The organism is Salmonella sp. SAL00670, from assembly GCF_046552235.1.
GTDB lineage: Bacteria > Pseudomonadota > Gammaproteobacteria > Enterobacterales > Enterobacteriaceae > Salmonella > Salmonella enterica.
Genome location: NZ_JBGDUO010000001.1, coordinates 925,597 through 940,925, shown reverse-complemented (window position 1 = coordinate 940,925; position 15,329 = coordinate 925,597). Strand labels below are relative to the sequence as shown.

General features: G+C 54.1%; 15 protein-coding genes and 1 other annotated feature. Of the genes, 8 read left to right on the top strand and 7 right to left on the bottom strand.

Annotated features, from left to right (window positions below):
• The 4 genes from trpCF to trpL all read right to left on the bottom strand — a co-directional run bounded on the left by trpCF (position 1) and on the right by trpL (position 4,659).
• Positions 1-1,359, bottom strand: a complete 1,359-nt coding sequence (gene trpCF / locus ACLJRS_RS04680) for a bifunctional indole-3-glycerol-phosphate synthase TrpC/phosphoribosylanthranilate isomerase TrpF (RefSeq protein WP_001195301.1) — start codon at positions 1,357-1,359, stop codon at positions 1-3.
• Between the two features lie 3 nt (positions 1,360-1,362).
• Positions 1,363-2,958 carry a bifunctional anthranilate synthase glutamate amidotransferase component TrpG/anthranilate phosphoribosyltransferase TrpD gene (gene trpD, locus ACLJRS_RS04675; protein ID WP_000763493.1) on the bottom strand — a complete coding sequence of 532 codons (1,596 nt, stop codon included), beginning with the start codon at positions 2,956-2,958 and terminating at the stop codon, positions 1,363-1,365.
• The gene (trpE, locus tag ACLJRS_RS04670) at positions 2,958-4,520 is read right to left on the bottom strand and encodes an anthranilate synthase component I (protein WP_001194376.1); all 1,563 of its coding nucleotides are present in this window, start codon (positions 4,518-4,520) and stop codon (positions 2,958-2,960) included. The genes trpD and trpE overlap by 1 nt, the downstream gene beginning before the upstream one ends.
• Before the next feature lie 22 nt (positions 4,521-4,542).
• Positions 4,543-4,638, bottom strand: a sequence feature (Trp leader region).
• Positions 4,615-4,659, bottom strand: a complete 45-nt coding sequence (gene trpL / locus ACLJRS_RS04665; RefSeq protein WP_010989026.1) for a trp operon leader peptide — start codon at positions 4,657-4,659, stop codon at positions 4,615-4,617. It overlaps the preceding feature by 24 nt.
• Positions 4,660-4,780: 121 nt before the next feature.
• Here trpL and rnm point away from each other — a divergent pair, with 121 nt between their 5' ends.
• From rnm to rluB, 3 genes are all read left to right on the top strand, one after another.
• The gene (rnm, locus tag ACLJRS_RS04660; protein ID WP_000500430.1) at positions 4,781-5,662 is read left to right on the top strand and encodes an RNase RNM; all 882 of its coding nucleotides are present in this window, start codon (positions 4,781-4,783) and stop codon (positions 5,660-5,662) included.
• Between the two features lie 7 nt (positions 5,663-5,669).
• Positions 5,670-6,290, top strand: a complete 621-nt coding sequence (locus ACLJRS_RS04655) for an L-threonylcarbamoyladenylate synthase (protein WP_000077250.1) — start codon at positions 5,670-5,672, stop codon at positions 6,288-6,290.
• Between the two features lie 100 nt (positions 6,291-6,390).
• The gene (gene rluB, locus ACLJRS_RS04650; protein WP_001291233.1) at positions 6,391-7,266 is read left to right on the top strand and encodes a 23S rRNA pseudouridine(2605) synthase RluB; all 876 of its coding nucleotides are present in this window, start codon (positions 6,391-6,393) and stop codon (positions 7,264-7,266) included.
• A gap of 86 nt (positions 7,267-7,352) precedes the next feature.
• On the opposite strand, the gene cobO is transcribed toward rluB, so the two are convergent.
• Together cobO and ACLJRS_RS04640 are read right to left on the bottom strand one after the other, a co-directional pair.
• Positions 7,353-7,943, bottom strand: a complete 591-nt coding sequence (cobO, locus tag ACLJRS_RS04645) for a cob(I)yrinic acid a,c-diamide adenosyltransferase (RefSeq protein WP_410957755.1) — start codon at positions 7,941-7,943, stop codon at positions 7,353-7,355.
• Positions 7,940-8,701: a YciK family oxidoreductase gene (locus tag ACLJRS_RS04640; protein ID WP_000559310.1), complete on the bottom strand. Its 762-nt coding sequence runs from the start codon at positions 8,699-8,701 to the stop codon at positions 7,940-7,942. Before ACLJRS_RS04640 ends, cobO begins: the two co-directional genes overlap by 4 nt.
• Before the next feature lie 237 nt (positions 8,702-8,938).
• Here ACLJRS_RS04640 and sohB point away from each other — a divergent pair, with 237 nt between their 5' ends.
• Entirely contained in the window at positions 8,939-9,985 is a 1,047-nt protein-coding gene (gene sohB / locus ACLJRS_RS04635) for a protease SohB (protein WP_000422084.1), read from the top strand.
• A gap of 41 nt (positions 9,986-10,026) precedes the next feature.
• Here the strand turns inward: sohB and ACLJRS_RS04630 are convergent, their stop codons facing one another.
• A complete protein-coding gene (locus ACLJRS_RS04630; protein WP_000548616.1) occupies positions 10,027-10,278 on the bottom strand; it encodes a YciN family protein in 252 nt (83 codons plus the stop codon).
• A 402-nt stretch (positions 10,279-10,680) separates the two neighbouring features.
• On the opposite strand from ACLJRS_RS04630, the gene topA reads away from it, so the two are divergent.
• The 4 genes from topA to ACLJRS_RS04610 all read left to right on the top strand — a co-directional run bounded on the left by topA (position 10,681) and on the right by ACLJRS_RS04610 (position 15,249).
• Entirely contained in the window at positions 10,681-13,278 is a 2,598-nt protein-coding gene (gene topA, locus ACLJRS_RS04625; RefSeq protein WP_000513593.1) for a type I DNA topoisomerase, read from the top strand.
• Between the two features lie 404 nt (positions 13,279-13,682).
• Positions 13,683-14,657 (top strand): HTH-type transcriptional regulator CysB, encoded by a 975-nt coding sequence (cysB, locus tag ACLJRS_RS04620; protein WP_000776231.1) that lies wholly within the window; start codon positions 13,683-13,685, stop codon positions 14,655-14,657.
• A gap of 280 nt (positions 14,658-14,937) precedes the next feature.
• On the top strand, positions 14,938-15,078 hold the full coding sequence (locus ACLJRS_RS04615) for a YmiA family putative membrane protein (protein ID WP_213083417.1): 141 nt from the start codon (positions 14,938-14,940) through the stop codon (positions 15,076-15,078).
• The gene (locus ACLJRS_RS04610) at positions 15,079-15,249 is read left to right on the top strand and encodes a hypothetical protein (RefSeq protein ID WP_000029027.1); all 171 of its coding nucleotides are present in this window, start codon (positions 15,079-15,081) and stop codon (positions 15,247-15,249) included. It abuts the gene before it with no gap.
• The last annotated feature ends 80 nt before the right edge of the window (positions 15,250-15,329 follow it).

The following is a 15,329-nucleotide window of genomic DNA, read 5'->3' as shown; positions in this document are numbered from 1 at the left end:
TTAATATGCGCGCAGTGTCTGAAAAACCGAGGCCAGAAGACGAGCATCTTTGATGCCCGGCTGTGACTCCACACCTGAATTAAAATCGAGACCGGCACAGCCGACTTGCGCCGCCTGGACGCAGTTATCGGCCGCCAGCCCGCCCGCCAGTAACACATTATCCAGTGGTTGCCCCTGTAGCAGTGACCAGTCGAAGCGCTGCCCGCTGCCGCCTTGCCCATTGTCGAAAACGTATTTATCGACATGGTGATAATCGCGTGCGGGAAGGGCATCGCTAACGCTCAGCGCCTTCCAGATTTGCACCTGTTTCGGCAACGCCTCGCGCAGCGCGTTGACATACGCCTGGTCTTCGCTGCCATGTAGCTGTACGGCAGAAAGCGACAGGACGGCGGCTTTCTGGCAAACATCGGCGATATCAGCGTTCTGGAAAACGCCGACATACTGCAATGGCGCGCCGCTTATCACTTCTCGCGCCTGCTCAACGCTCACCGCGCGTGGAGATGAGGGCACAAAAATCAACCCGCCATATATTGCGCCAGCGTCACAGGCCGCTTTAGCGTCCTGGACGCGGGTCAGGCCGCAGACTTTATTTTCGCCAAGCAGCACGCGACGGACGGCGGCGTTAAGATCGTCATGCGCCATTAACGCCGAGCCAATTAAAAAACCGTTGGCGAAGTGGCTCAGTTCGCGTACCTGACCATAGGTGTTAATCCCGGACTCGCTGATGACAGTCACGCCGTGGCCCAGTTTTGGCGCCAGCTGGCGGGTGCGATTCAAATCAATCGACAGATCGCGCAGATCGCGATTGTTGATACCTACCACTTTTGCGCCTAACGCTATCGCGCGCTCCCGTTCTTCGTCATTACTGACCTCCGTGAGCACGCCCATTTTCAGACTGTGCGCGACGGCGGAGAGCTGGCGATACTGTTCGTCATCCAGAACCGAGAGCATCAGTAAACAGGCATCGGCCTGATAGTAACGGGCAAGGTAGATCTGATAGGGATCGATAATAAAATCCTTACACAGAATCGGCTGCGGCGCGCTTTGGCTAACGACCGGCAGAAAATCGAAGCTCCCCTGAAAATATTTTTCGTCGGTGAGCACCGAGATTGCCGAGGCGTAATGTTGATAAATACTGGCAATACGCGCCGGATCGAAATCATCGCGAATCACGCCTTTTGATGGCGATGCTTTCTTACACTCCAGAATAAAGGCGGTACGCGCGCCCTGGAGCGCATCATAAAAATGGCGTGTACTTGGCTGGATCTCATTTTGAAAACTGGCCAGCGGCTGTTGCTGTTTGCGGGCTTCTACCCAAATCGCCTTGTCTGCGACGATTTTCGCTAAAACGGTTTGCATTATTTACCCTCTTGCCGCCAGTGCGGTGACTCTGTCATATGCGGTGCCGTTGCGCAGAACATCAAGCACGGTTTGCGCGTTGGCCTTGAGATCTTCCTGACCATGCAGACGCATCAGCATCGCCACGTTGGCGGCGACGGCGGCCTCATGCGCGGCATCGCCTTTACCTTGTAATAACCGCGTCAGAATGTCACGGTTTTCTTCCGGCGTGCCGCCAGCCAACTGATCCTGATGGTAAGGCGTCAGGCCAAAATCCTCCGCCGTCAGTTGATAGCTTTTAATTTCGCCGTTATGCAGCTCCGCGACAATCGTCGGCGCATGGAGCGAAACCTCATCCATGCCGCCGCTATGTACTACCGCCGCGCGCTGATAGCCCAGTACCCTTAAGGTTTCCGCAATCGGCAGCACCAGTTCCGGGCTATAGACGCCAATCAACGCCAGCGGCGGATGCGCCGGATTGATCAGCGGGCCGAGTACGTTGAACAGGGTTCGCGTTTTTAACTGTTGGCGAACCGGCATCGCGTGACGGAATCCGGTGTGATATTTCGGCGCGAACAGGAAACAGACGCCCAGTTCATCTAACGCCTGACGTGATTTATCGGCGTTCATATCCAGATTAATACCGAACGCCGCCAACAGATCGGATGACCCCGATTTGCTGGACACGCTGCGGTTGCCGTGTTTCGCCACTTTCAGTCCACAGGCCGCCGCGACAAAGGCGCTGGCGGTAGAGATATTGATACTGTTGCTGCCATCGCCGCCGGTACCAACGATATCCGCAAACAGATACTCCGGGCGCGGGAACGGGGCGGCATTTTCCAGCAACGCAGTGGCGGCGCCGGCAATTTCATTGGGATGCTCGCCGCGAATTTTCATGCTCACCAGCGCGGCGGCGAGCTGTTCAGGCTTAAGTTCGCCGCGGACGACCGCCGAAAACAACTGATGGCTCTCTTGTTGCGTCAGTGTTTGCGCCTGATAGAGTTTCTCCAGAATCGGCTGTAGGGTGTTGGTCGGCTCCAGCTTTTGCTGCGCCCAGGCTAATGTTTGCTCCAGTAGACGCGCGCCCTGTGTCGTCAGGATGGACTCAGGATGAAATTGAAAACCGCAAACGCGATCCGCATCATGACGTACCGCCATCACCATGCCGTTGAAATGGGCGTTAATGGTTAGCCCGGCAGGAACATTACTGCCGACCAGCGAATGATAACGCGCGACCGGTAGCGGATTCGCCAGACCGGCGAACATCGCCTGACCGTCATGTTCAATGCTGGAGGCTTTGCCATGCAGGATTTCTCCCGCCTGACCGACATAACCGCCGTAAGCTTCGACAATCGCCTGATGCCCCAGACAAATGCCGATGATCGGTAACTTGCCGCGTAGTCGGGTCAACAGCTCCGGCATACAGCCTGCCTCGCTGGGAACGCCCGGACCGGGGGAGAGCATTAGCACCGGATTTTTCATTGTCGCCAGGCGATCGATAAGCGTCTGCGCCGGAATATGGTTACGGTAAATCACCACGTTATGACCGTTGGTCCGTAGCTGATCTGCCAGGTTCCAGGTAAACGAGTCGATGTTATCGAGCAGCAGAATATCAGCCATCAGAAGGTCTCCTGTGCATGATGCGCGGTGGCGATAGCACGCAATACGGCGCGCGCTTTATTACGGGTTTCATCGGCTTCAGACTGCGGAACAGAGTCCAGCACGATTCCGGCGCCCGCCTGTACGGTGGCGATACCGTTCTCCACCAGCGCGGAGCGGATAACAATACAGGTGTCCAGATCGCCGTGGGCGGTGAAGTAACCGACCGCGCCGCCATAGCTGCCGCGGCGCTGTCCTTCCGCATCGGCAATCAACTGCATGGCGCGTACTTTCGGCGCGCCGCTCAGGGTGCCCATGTTCATGCAGGCGCGATAGGCGTGCAGCGCGTCGAGATCGTGACGCAGTTCGCCCACTACCCGGGAAACCAGATGCATCACGTACGAATAGCGGTCAACTTTGGTCAGATCGGCAACGTAGCGACTGCCCGGCGTACAGATGCGCGCCAGGTCATTGCGCGCCAGATCGACCAGCATCAGATGTTCGGAAAGCTCTTTATGGTCGGTACGCATGTCCAGCTCAATACGGCTGTCGAGATCTCTGTCCAGCGTACCATCGGCGCGGCGACCGCGTGGACGGGTACCCGCGATGGGGTAAATCTCAATCTGACGGCTGGCGGCGTCATATTTCAGCGAGCTTTCCGGCGACGCGCCGAAAAGCGTGAAATCATTATCCTGCATAAAGAACATATACGGGCTGGGGTTGCTCTTTTTCAGCACGTAGTAGGCAGCCAACGGCGACGGGCAGGGCAGTGAAAAGCGGCGCGACGGCACCACCTGAAATATCTCGCCCGCGCGGATGGCTTTTTGCAACTGGCGTACCACCGCGCCGAACGCGTCATCGCTCTGATTGCATTCACAGCGCATGTCCGGCACCGGCGTCACCGGCAACGGCGGCGCAGGCTGGGTTAACTGTTGGCTAAGGTACGCCAGGCGGGCGTTGAGGCGCTGTTTTTCCCGGTCGCTGGCGGTGAACAGACTGGCCTGAATACGGGTGCTTTTTTTCTGATGATCTATCACCATCAGCGTTTCCGCTAAATAAAAGCAGTAGTCCGGGCAGTTATTGCCAGCCTCAAGGTGTGGCAGCGCTTCAAAGCCAGCGACCAGGTCGTAGGCAAACAGACCGCCGAAAAACATAGCCTCCCGCTCTTGCGTCGGTATGTTCACCACTCCCTGTAACAGGCGGAACGCATCAAATACCGACAGAGAGCATAAACGGGCGTCTTCATCTAATAATGGGCTGACGGGCGGAAAGCGTAGAATGCGACCGGCAGGCAGGACTTCGTTCTCCACGCCAGCGGGCAGGGCGGTATCCAGTAGCGGCAATAACGAGGCGCCATTATCAGATAACGCCTGAATAGTGACAGTGTCACCTAAAGCGGTAATGCGCAGCGCGCTATCTACCAGCAGCAGGCTTTTTAAATCGTCTTTACTGTCGATATCCGCGGATTCCAGCAGCAGCGTTGCCGGGCGATCGCCGCAGACCTGGTGAAAAAGCGCCGTTGGGTTTTCCCGGTAGGCGGCATCGCAGGTCAACAGTTCGAGCGTGGGTTTTGGTGTTTGCATGGTTATTCTCATTATTTTGTTCAAAAAAAAGCCCGCTTAACAGGCGGGCCGGGTATCGTTTGGCTGATTACAGCTGTTCATACACCGCCCGCTATCAGGAAGTGCGCCACCAACCGTGTAATGCAAATGTCGCTGCCATTTTAGATACCCTCTTCATGTGAACTTTCGTACTAGTTAACTGGTTCAATGGGATAATGTCAACACCTATTTCAGTATATTTGCCGGAACCGTTATGATGTACATGACATACCTTTATCTCTATGGGAGCCGCCTTGAGCGACACGAATTACGCAGTGATTTACGATCTGCACAGTCATACCACGGCGTCCGATGGACTGTTGACGCCAGAAACATTAGTACACCGTGCGGTAGAGATGCGAGTCGGCACGCTGGCGATTACCGATCATGACACCACAGCCGCGATTCCTGCGGCAAGAGAAGAAATTTCACGTTGCGGGCTGGCCCTGAATCTTATTCCCGGCGTGGAGATTTCAACGGTCTGGGAGAATCATGAGATTCACATTGTGGGTCTGAATATTGATATTGCGCACCCGGCAATGCGCGATTTTCTGGCGCAGCAGACAGAGCGGCGTCAGGCGCGTGGTCGGCTCATTGCGGAGCGTCTGGAAAAAGCCCATATTCCCGGCGCGTGGGAAGGGGCATTGAGACTGGCCAATGGCGGCGCGGTGACGCGCGGCCACTTCGCCCGCTTTCTGGTGGAGTGCGGCAAAGCCGCGACCATGGCGGATGTTTTTAAAAAATATCTCGCGCGTGGGAAAACCGGTTACGTTCCGCCGCAGTGGTGTACAATAGAACAAGCTATTGATGTCATTCATCATTCTGGCGGTAAGGCGGTGTTGGCCCATCCGGGACGCTACGACCTTAGCGCTAAGTGGCTGAAAAGATTAGTGGCGCATTTTGCCGACCATCACGGCGACGCGATGGAAGTGGCGCAGTGCCAACAATCGCCCAATGAACGCACCCAACTGGCGACGCTTGCGCGTCAGCATCATTTATGGGCATCGCTTGGATCTGATTTCCATCAGCCCTGCCCGTGGATTGAGTTGGGGCGTAAACTCTGGCTGCCCGCTGGCGTTGAAGGCGTATGGCAGACATGGGAACAGCCGCAAATATCACAGTGAGGGAAGTATGAGCCAGTTTTTTTATATCCATCCGGATAACCCACAGCAACGGCTGATTAATCAGGCCGTCGACATTGTGCGTAAAGGCGGTGTTATTGTTTATCCAACCGATTCCGGCTATGCCCTGGGTTGTAAAATTGAAGACAAAGGCGCAATGGAGCGCATTTGCCGCATCCGTCATCTGCCGGACGGCCACAACTTCACGCTGATGTGCCGCGATTTGTCCGAGTTGTCGACCTACTCCTACGTCGACAACGTGGCATTTCGTCTGATGAAAAACAATACGCCGGGTAATTACACCTTTATCCTGAAGGGGACAAAAGAGGTGCCGCGCCGTCTGTTGCAGGAAAAGCGTAAAACTATCGGCCTGCGCGTACCGTCAAACCCGATTGCGCTGGCGTTATTGGATACGCTGGGCGAACCGATGCTCTCGACGTCGTTGATGCTGCCTGGCAGCGACTTTACCGAGTCGGACCCGGAGGAGATTAAAGATCGGCTGGAGAAGCAGGTGGATCTGATCATCCACGGCGGTTACCTCGGTCAACAGCCTACCACGGTAATTGATTTGACCAATGACTCCCCGGTGGTGCTGCGCGAAGGCGTCGGCGACGTTACACCTTTCTTATAAGGGCGTTAGCCTGTATACTACGCGGCCTTAAAATGGCGCGGCAACGCGCCGTTCATTCTCCTGTTCGACGCCTGTGAAGGCGACACCTGAAGGAAGCTCTATGAGCGAAAAGTTACAAAAAGTGCTGGCGCGCGCTGGCCACGGCTCTCGCCGTGAAATCGAATCCATTATTGAAGCGGGACGTGTCAGCGTTGACGGTAAAATCGCCACGCTTGGCGATCGTGTTGAAGTCACTCCCGGTTTGAAAATCCGTATTGACGGTCACCTGATTTCGGTGAAAGAGTCGGCGGAACAAATTTGCCGCGTTCTGGCCTATTACAAACCAGAAGGTGAACTGTGTACCCGCAATGACCCTGAAGGGCGACCAACCGTTTTTGATCGCTTACCGAAACTGCGCGGCGCGCGGTGGATTGCGGTAGGACGTCTGGATGTCAACACCTGCGGGCTATTGTTATTTACCACCGACGGTGAACTGGCGAACCGCCTGATGCACCCTAGTCGTGAAGTTGAACGTGAATATGCCGTGCGCGTGTTCGGTCAGGTGGATGAATCGAAACTGCGTGATTTAAGCCGTGGCGTACAGTTGGAAGATGGCCCGGCGGCATTTAAGACCATTAAATTCAGCGGCGGCGAAGGCATTAACCAGTGGTACAACGTGACGCTGACGGAAGGGCGCAACCGCGAAGTTCGCCGACTGTGGGAAGCGGTAGGCGTTCAGGTCAGCCGTCTGATCCGCGTTCGTTACGGCGATATCCCGCTGCCGAAAGGCCTGCCGCGCGGCGGCTGGACTGAGCTCGACCTCGCGCAAACGAACTATCTGCGTGGTCTGGTAGAGCTCCCGCCGGAAACCTCGTCGAAGGTTGCCGTCGAAAAAGACCGTCGTCGTATGAAAGCGAACCAGATCCGTCGGGCGGTAAAACGCCACAGCCAGATAGCTGGCGGACGCCGCTCCGGTGGGCGTAATAACAACGGGTAATCTCTACCGCGGTCTATAGGCCGAGAATCATCAGACAAGAGGGTTTGTGCCGGATGGCGGCGCAAACGCCTTAATCCGGCCTACGGTTAATAATCAATTCCCATCTGGGCTTTTACGCCCGCGTCGAAAGCATGTTTAACCGGACGCAGTTCGCTGACGGTATCCGCAAGATCAAGAATATCCCGGTGACAGCCGCGACCTGTAATAATCACCGTCTGGTGACCAGGGCGCGCGTTTAGCGCGCTTATGACCTCTTCCAGCGGCAAATAGTCATACGCCACCATATAGGTCAGCTCATCCAGTACCACCATATCAAGCAGCGGATCGGCCAGCATCCGTTTCCCATGCTGCCAAACGGCCATACATGCTGCAGTGTCTGCCTCGCGATTTTGCGTCTCCCAGGTAAATCCCGTTGCCATCACCTGAAATTCGACGCCATGCGGTTCCAGCAGATTACGCTCGCCGTTGGGCCAGGTGCCCTTAATAAATTGCACCACGCCTATGTTTTTACCGTGTCCTACGGCGCGGGCGGCAGTCCCGAAAGCCGCCGTGGTTTTGCCCTTACCATTGCCAGTAAACACGATAATAATACCGCGCTCTTCCTGTGCCTGGGCGACACGGGCGTCAACCCGATCTTTTACCTTCTGCTGGCGCTGCTGATAACGTTCATCACTCATTGGGCGATTCCTGGTTTACGGCCCGGTTGGGCGTCAAAGGTCATACCGGTTTTACGGCGACTGTCGTCGCCCATAAGCCACAGGTAAAGCGGCATAATATCGGCAGGCGTTTTTAATTTCTGTGGATCTTCCGTCGGAAAGGCGCTGGCGCGCATACTGGTGCGCGTGCCGCCCGGGTTAATGCAGTTAACACGCAGAGAACGGTTCTGGTATTCGTCCGCCAGCACCTGCATCATTCCTTCAGTAGCAAACTTCGAGGTGGCATAGGCGCCCCAGTTGGCGCGTCCCTGACGGCCAACGCTTGATGACGTAAAGACCAGCGAGCCGGCATCGGACTTCAGCAATAACGGTAACAGCGCCTGGGTGAGCATAAAGGTGGCGTTAACGTTTACCTGCATGACATCCTGCCAGATCTGCGGATCTTGTTCGCTCATTGGACCGATTTCCCCCAGTAACCCGGCATTGTGCAGGACGCCATCCAGGCGGGGATAGTGTGCGGCGATGCGGTCGGCCACTTGCCGGCACTCTTCAGCGGTGCAGGTCAGCAGATCGAGCGTAAACCACTGTGGTTGGACATGTTGCTCGTCAGCAATGTGCTGCGCGACCCGACGCAGTTTCTCTTCGTTACGTCCCAGCAGAATCACCGTTGCGCCGTAACGCGCATACGTAAGCGCGGCTTCCCGCCCAATGCCATCGCTGGCGCCAGTGACCAGAATAATGCGGTTTTGCAATAGATCTTGTTTCGGTTGGTAATGCATGGCTACTCCTCAACGGCGTGGTGCACCGTCCTGCCAGGTTGTCTTATCTTCGCGTTAACTTTTCGGGTTTATGCCTGAAAGCGCCTTTTTTTTCAATCAGACAGGGGCGATAACGCCGTAAAATGAATGTCTTGTCATACTTTTTCTTCCTCAACAGGCATACGGATGAAGAGAGACTGACTTCGATGCCTGTTGTACACTGAGCGCAAGTCGCGTTATTTAATCAAGGTGGGAGTCGTGGAATTGTTGTCTGAATATGGCTTATTTTTGGCAAAAATCGTCACCGTTGTGGTGGCCATTGCCGTCATTGTGCTGCTGATCGTGAATGCTACGCAACGCAAACGTCAGCGCGGCGAGCTGCGCGTGACCAATTTGAGTGAGCAGTATCAGGAGATGAAGGATGACCTTGCTGCGGCGTTGATGGATGGCCATCAGCAAAAACTGTGGCATAAAGCGCAGAAAAAAAAGCATAAGCAGGAGGCGAAAGCCGCCAAAGCGAAAGCGAAGCTGGGGGACATTGCGACATCGGACAAACCGCGCGTATGGGTGATAGATTTCAAAGGCAGTATGGACGCTCACGAAGTTAATGCGTTACGCGAAGAGGTCACGGCGGTGCTGGCAGTGGTGAAACCCGGCGATCGGGCGGTTGTGCGTCTGGAAAGCCCCGGTGGCGTTGTGCACGGCTATGGCCTGGCGGCATCGCAATTGCAGCGCCTGCGCGATAAAAATATTCCGCTGACCGTGACGGTGGATAAAGTCGCGGCAAGCGGAGGCTACATGATGGCCTGCGTGGCGGAAAAAATTATCGCGGCGCCGTTTGCTATTGTGGGGTCAATTGGTGTTGTCGCGCAAATCCCGAACTTTAACCGCTTTCTCAAAAGTAAAGACATTGATATTGAACTGCATACCGCAGGGCAGTACAAACGTACCCTGACTTTGTTAGGCGAGAATACGGAAGAAGGGCGGCAGAAGTTTCGTGAAGATCTCAACGAAACGCACCATCTGTTCAAAGAGTTTGTGCAGCGGATGCGTCCGGCTCTGGACATTGAACAGGTCGCCACGGGCGAACACTGGTACGGTCAGCAGGCGCTGGAGAAAGGACTGGTTGATGAGATTAACACCAGCGATGAGGTTATCCTCGGCCTGATGGAAGGGCGTGAGGTGCTGAATGTGCGCTATATGCAGCGTAAAAAACTGATCGATCGTGTTACCGGCAGCGCGGCGGAAAGCGCGGATCGGCTACTGCTGCGCTGGTGGCAGCGTGGACAAAAGCCATTGATGTAAACCGCTATTGCCGGATGGCATTCAGCGCCATCCGGCATGGATTAATCCACCAGGTGATACTTCTCAGACAGCACATGCGCCAGGTGTTTAAACATGTTAAACACCGCGGTGCTTTTAGGGGTCGGTAACCCTTGCTCGTCTAAAAAGTAATCGCCGCTGAAAACCAGCACGCCATTTCTCTGCGTTACGCCGGTGGCGACAATACCTGCCATCGTGTCTTCATGTTCCCGAATAATTTTGTTGGCTTCAAGCAACAGTGTTTCGCGATCGATAGGTTGCGTCTCTTTATGCATTTTTTACTCCTTAAACAAGGAGATTAGTCTACGCTGAGCACTTCTGATGGGCAAATATTCTCACAGGAAATTGATGGATTTGTCATGTTGCGTTCACTGGCAAGATTTGTTTTTGCATGCTAATAAAGTTGCGTATCGAATTTTATCAGGTACAGTGTGACGCTTTCGTCAATCTGGCAACAGAATTGCTTGACATTCGACCAAAATTCCGTCGTGCTATAGCGCGTGTGTGCAAAAAAGCCTGTTAACTCAGTCACCTGAGGGTTACATTTCGTACACAAAGCCAGTACAAGGGGTTGATATCCGCAGACGCAGAGACCATATATCGTTGTCTCGTCGCCAGTGGAAGGTGAATCAACGTGCGACGCATTCCTGGAAGAATCAACTTAGGTAAAGGTGAATATGGGTAAAGCTCTTGTCATCGTTGAGTCCCCGGCAAAAGCCAAAACGATCAACAAGTATCTGGGTAATGACTACGTGGTGAAATCCAGCGTGGGTCATATCCGTGATTTGCCGACCAGTGGCTCAGCAGCTAAAAAGAGCGCCGACTCTACCTCCACCAAAACGGCTAAAAAGCCCAAAAAGGATGAACGTGGCGCTCTCGTCAACCGTATGGGGGTTGACCCGTGGCACAACTGGGATGCGCACTATGAAGTGCTGCCCGGTAAAGAGAAGGTCGTCTCTGAACTGAAACAGTTGGCGGAAAAAGCCGACCACATCTATCTCGCAACCGACCTTGACCGCGAAGGGGAAGCCATTGCATGGCACCTGCGGGAAGTGATCGGCGGCGATGACGCGCGCTACAGCCGCGTAGTCTTTAACGAAATAACCAAAAATGCCATTCGCCAGGCGTTTGAACAGCCGGGCGAGCTGAACATTAACAGGGTCAACGCCCAGCAAGCGCGCCGCTTTATGGACCGCGTGGTAGGCTATATGGTCTCGCCGCTGCTGTGGAAAAAGATCGCCCGTGGTTTGTCGGCAGGTCGCGTTCAGTCTGTCGCGGTCCGTCTGGTCGTTGAACGCGAGCGCGAGATTAAAGCGTTTGTTCCGGAAGAGTTCTGGGAAATTGACGCCAATACGACGACGCCGTCTGGCGAGGCGCTACCGCTACAGGTCACGCATCAGAACGACAAGCCATTCCGGCCGGTAAATCGCGAGCAGACGCTTGCCGCCGTCAGCTTGCTGGAAAAAGCGCGCTATAGCGTACTGGAGCGTGAAGACAAACCGACCAGCAGCAAACCTGGCGCGCCGTTTATCACCTCCACGCTACAACAGGCGGCCAGCACCCGGCTGGGCTTTGGCGTGAAGAAAACCATGATGATGGCGCAGCGTCTGTATGAGGCGGGCTACATCACCTATATGCGTACCGACTCCACCAACCTGAGTCAGGATGCGGTCAACATGGTGCGCGGCTATATTGGCGATAATTTCGGCAAGAAATACCTGCCGGATAACCCGAACCAGTACGCCAGCAAAGAAAACTCTCAGGAAGCGCACGAAGCGATCCGTCCTTCCGACGTTGCTGTCATGGCGGAGTCGCTGAAAGACATGGAGGCTGACGCGCAGAAGTTGTATCAGCTAATTTGGCGTCAGTTTGTCGCCTGTCAGATGACGCCAGCACAATATGACTCCACTACGCTTACCGTTGGCGCAGGCGAATTCCGTCTGAAAGCGCGTGGGCGTATTTTGCGCTTTGACGGCTGGACAAAAGTGATGCCGGCGCTGCGTAAAGGCGATGAAGATCGCACATTGCCTGCCGTGAATAAGGGCGATGCGCTGACGCTACTTGAATTGACGCCTGCTCAGCACTTTACTAAACCGCCAGCCCGTTTCAGCGAGGCTTCTCTGGTTAAAGAACTTGAGAAGCGCGGTATTGGTCGTCCGTCTACCTATGCGTCGATTATCTCGACCATTCAGGATCGCGGCTATGTTCGCGTTGAAAACCGTCGCTTCTATGCGGAAAAAATGGGTGAAATCGTCACCGACCGGCTGGAAGAAAACTTCCGCGAATTGATGAACTACGATTTTACCGCGCAGATGGAAGATAGTCTGGATCAGGTTGCGAATCACCAGGCCGAGTGGAAAGCGGTACTGGATAACTTCTTCAGCGATTTTACTCAGCAGCTCGATAAAGCCGAGAAAGATCCGGAAGAAGGGGGGATGCGTCCTAACCAGATGGTGCTGACCAGCATCGACTGTCCAACCTGTGGCCGTAAAATGGGAATTCGTACTGCCAGTACGGGGGTTTTCCTTGGTTGTTCAGGTTATGCGCTTTCGCCGAAAGAGCGTTGTAAAACGACCATTAACCTGGTGCCGGAAAATGAAGTTCTGAACGTGCTGGAAGGCGACGACGCCGAAACCAACGCCCTGCGCGCCAAGCGTCGCTGTCAGAAGTGCGGTACGGCGATGGACAGCTATCTGATCGATCCGAAGCGTAAATTACATGTGTGTGGTAATAACCCGACCTGTGACGGCTACGAGATTGAAGAAGGCGAGTTCCGCATCAAAGGGTATGACGGCCCGATCGTTGAGTGTGAGAAATGTGGTTCCGAAATGCACCTGAAAATGGGGCGTTTTGGTAAGTACATGGCCTGTACGAACGACGAATGTAAAAATACCCGTAAGATCTTGCGTAACGGCGAAGTTGCGCCGCCGAAGGAAGATCCTGTTCCATTGCCGGAACTGCCGTGTGAAAAATCGGACGCGTACTTTGTGCTGCGCGATGGCGCCGCAGGGATATTCCTGGCGGCCAATACGTTCCCGAAATCACGCGAAACGCGCGCGCCATTAGTCGAGGAGCTTTACCGGTTCCGCGATCGCCTGCCGGAAAAACTGCGTTATCTGGCGGATGCGCCGCAGCAGGACCCGGAAGGCAATAAAACCGTTGTTCGCTTTAGCCGCAAAACAAAACAGCAGTACGTTGCGGCGGAAAAAGACGGGAAGGCGACGGGATGGTCAGCGTTCTTCGTCGACGGCAAGTGGGTTGAAGGCAAGAAATAACCCCTGCCTGTCGCCACCGTAGTCAAGCGGGCCGCGTAAGCGGCCCTTTTTTATATCCCCTTCATACCTCAAGTTGCTTATGTGTTGGCTACGGATTACCCGGCCCATCCATGGGCCTCGCCCTGACGGGCCGTCGCACGCAAATCTGCTCCCGGCAGATTTGTCGCTCACCCCTGTCACATCGTTATCTATGCTCCTGGGAACTCACTCCCTTGTCGCCTTTAAGCAACTCGAATTATTTTGGGTAGAGCGGTCTTATTATTTTATCGCGCTGGCTATACAGTTCAGATATAAATGATATAGTGGTTATAGTTAACACCTTTTTTATTATTAAATCGTATTAGCAGCCCAATGATGTCTGCAGATAAACGATGGCCTGATGGCGCTAATCTGGATGATGTATTATGAAATTGCAGCAGCTTCGTTACATTGTTGAAGTGGTTAATCATAACCTTAACGTCTCCTCTACCGCTGAGGGGTTGTATACTTCCCAGCCGGGGATCAGCAAGCAGGTTAGGATGCTGGAAGATGAGCTTGGCATCCAGATTTTCGCCCGCAGTGGTAAGCATCTGACTCAGGTGACGCCCGCAGGTCAGGAGATTATTCGTATTGCGCGTGAGGTGCTTTCCAAAGTCGATGCCATTAAGTCGGTCGCCGGCGAGCACACCTGGCCGGATAAAGGCTCGCTCTATATTGCCACTACCCATACTCAGGCGCGTTACGCATTGCCAGGCGTGATTAAAGGCTTCATCGAGCGTTACCCGCGCGTTTCGCTGCATATGCACCAGGGGTCGCCAACGCAGATTGCGGAAGCGGTATCGAAAGGGAACGCCGATTTCGCGATTGCCACGGAAGCGCTGCATTTATATGACGATCTGGTGATGTTGCCATGCTATCACTGGAACCGTTCGATAGTGGTGACGCCGGATCATCCTTTGGCGGCAACGTCTTCCATAACGATTGAAGCGCTGGCGCAGTATCCGCTGGTGACGTATACCTTCGGCTTTACCGGGCGTTCCGAACTGGATACCGCTTTTAATCGCGCAGGGTTAACGCCGCGGATCGTCTTTACTGCAACCGATGCGGATGTGATTAAAACGTATGTCAGGTTGGGGCTGGGCGTTGGCGTCATTGCCAGCATGGCGGTCGATCCGCTTACCGATCCTGATTTAGTGCGGATTGACGCGCACGATATTTTTAGCCACAGCACCACAAAAATTGGTTTTCGCCGTAGTACTTTTTTACGCAGCTATATGTACGATTTTATCCAGCGTTTTGCGCCGCATCTGACGCGTGACGTGGTGGATACGGCGGTGGCGTTGCGTTCTAATGAAGAAATTGAAGCGATGTTTCAGGATATAAAGCTGCCTGAAAAGTAATAGCACCGTCGGTTTGTGTCGTAGTGGCATGGCAGACAAAGCCGCCTTTTGCAATATCCCTCGAAGTATTACGGGTAATGATCAGCAAAATAGTGTTGAATTACCCGTCCCGCCAGTTTCTTTTTCCAAATAGTTATCTTGAGTCAAAAGATTGATTTATTCACTGGCAACGATTCGTAAATTGACTGGATTTTTGACTAAAGTTTATTTAGGATTTGTCTCATCTGATGATTAATTGTACCGATTGTTTGGTGCTGAAATGATAAGTGATACCGATAGCATGAGGTTAGTAATGCCTTCTGAAAACCAGGAACCGCGCCGCGACCCTGAGCTCAAACGTAAAGCATGGCTGGCGGTTTTTGTGGGTTCTGCGTTGTTCTGGGTAGTGGTAGCGCTTGTTATCTGGCATTGGTGGGGCTAAGTGAGCATTACGTCGGAACGCGAGCGCGTGGTCGCGCCCCCGATTCAATCTGGTGACGATGATAACACCCCGGATACGACCGTTTTTCGGTCTGTTCCGCAACACTGGACGCTCACACCGCAGCAGCGGGCATTTATTGATGCTTTTGCTGACGAGGTGTCACAAAAATAATATTCGTCTTTTTATTGGCGTTACTGTTTTATTAACGCTGTCTTATTACACCGCAGCAACCGTGTGCTGAGCGCTTCTCA

Excerpts from the sequence above, each read along its gene's own strand:
- trpD (WP_000763493.1), bottom strand. The coding sequence starts at position 2,958 with ATGGCTGATATTCTGCTGCTCGATAACATCGACTCGTTTACCTGGAAC.
- rluB (WP_001291233.1), top strand. The coding sequence starts at position 6,391 with ATGAGCGAAAAGTTACAAAAAGTGCTGGCGCGCGCTGGCCACGGCTCT.
- trpCF (WP_001195301.1), bottom strand. The coding sequence starts at position 1,359 with ATGCAAACCGTTTTAGCGAAAATCGTCGCAGACAAGGCGATTTGGGTA.
- ACLJRS_RS04640 (WP_000559310.1), bottom strand. The coding sequence starts at position 8,701 with ATGCATTACCAACCGAAACAAGATCTATTGCAAAACCGCATTATTCTG.
- ACLJRS_RS04630 (WP_000548616.1), bottom strand. The coding sequence starts at position 10,278 with ATGCATAAAGAGACGCAACCTATCGATCGCGAAACACTGTTGCTTGAA.
- ACLJRS_RS04615 (WP_213083417.1), top strand. The coding sequence starts at position 14,938 with ATGAGGTTAGTAATGCCTTCTGAAAACCAGGAACCGCGCCGCGACCCT.
- ACLJRS_RS04655 (WP_000077250.1), top strand. The coding sequence starts at position 5,670 with ATGAGCCAGTTTTTTTATATCCATCCGGATAACCCACAGCAACGGCTG.
- trpE (WP_001194376.1), bottom strand. The coding sequence starts at position 4,520 with ATGCAAACACCAAAACCCACGCTCGAACTGTTGACCTGCGATGCCGCC.
- cobO (WP_410957755.1), bottom strand. The coding sequence starts at position 7,943 with ATGAGTGATGAACGTTATCAGCAGCGCCAGCAGAAGGTAAAAGATCGG.
- rnm (WP_000500430.1), top strand. The coding sequence starts at position 4,781 with ATGGGAGCCGCCTTGAGCGACACGAATTACGCAGTGATTTACGATCTG.
- topA (WP_000513593.1), top strand. The coding sequence starts at position 10,681 with ATGGGTAAAGCTCTTGTCATCGTTGAGTCCCCGGCAAAAGCCAAAACG.
- cysB (WP_000776231.1), top strand. The coding sequence starts at position 13,683 with ATGAAATTGCAGCAGCTTCGTTACATTGTTGAAGTGGTTAATCATAAC.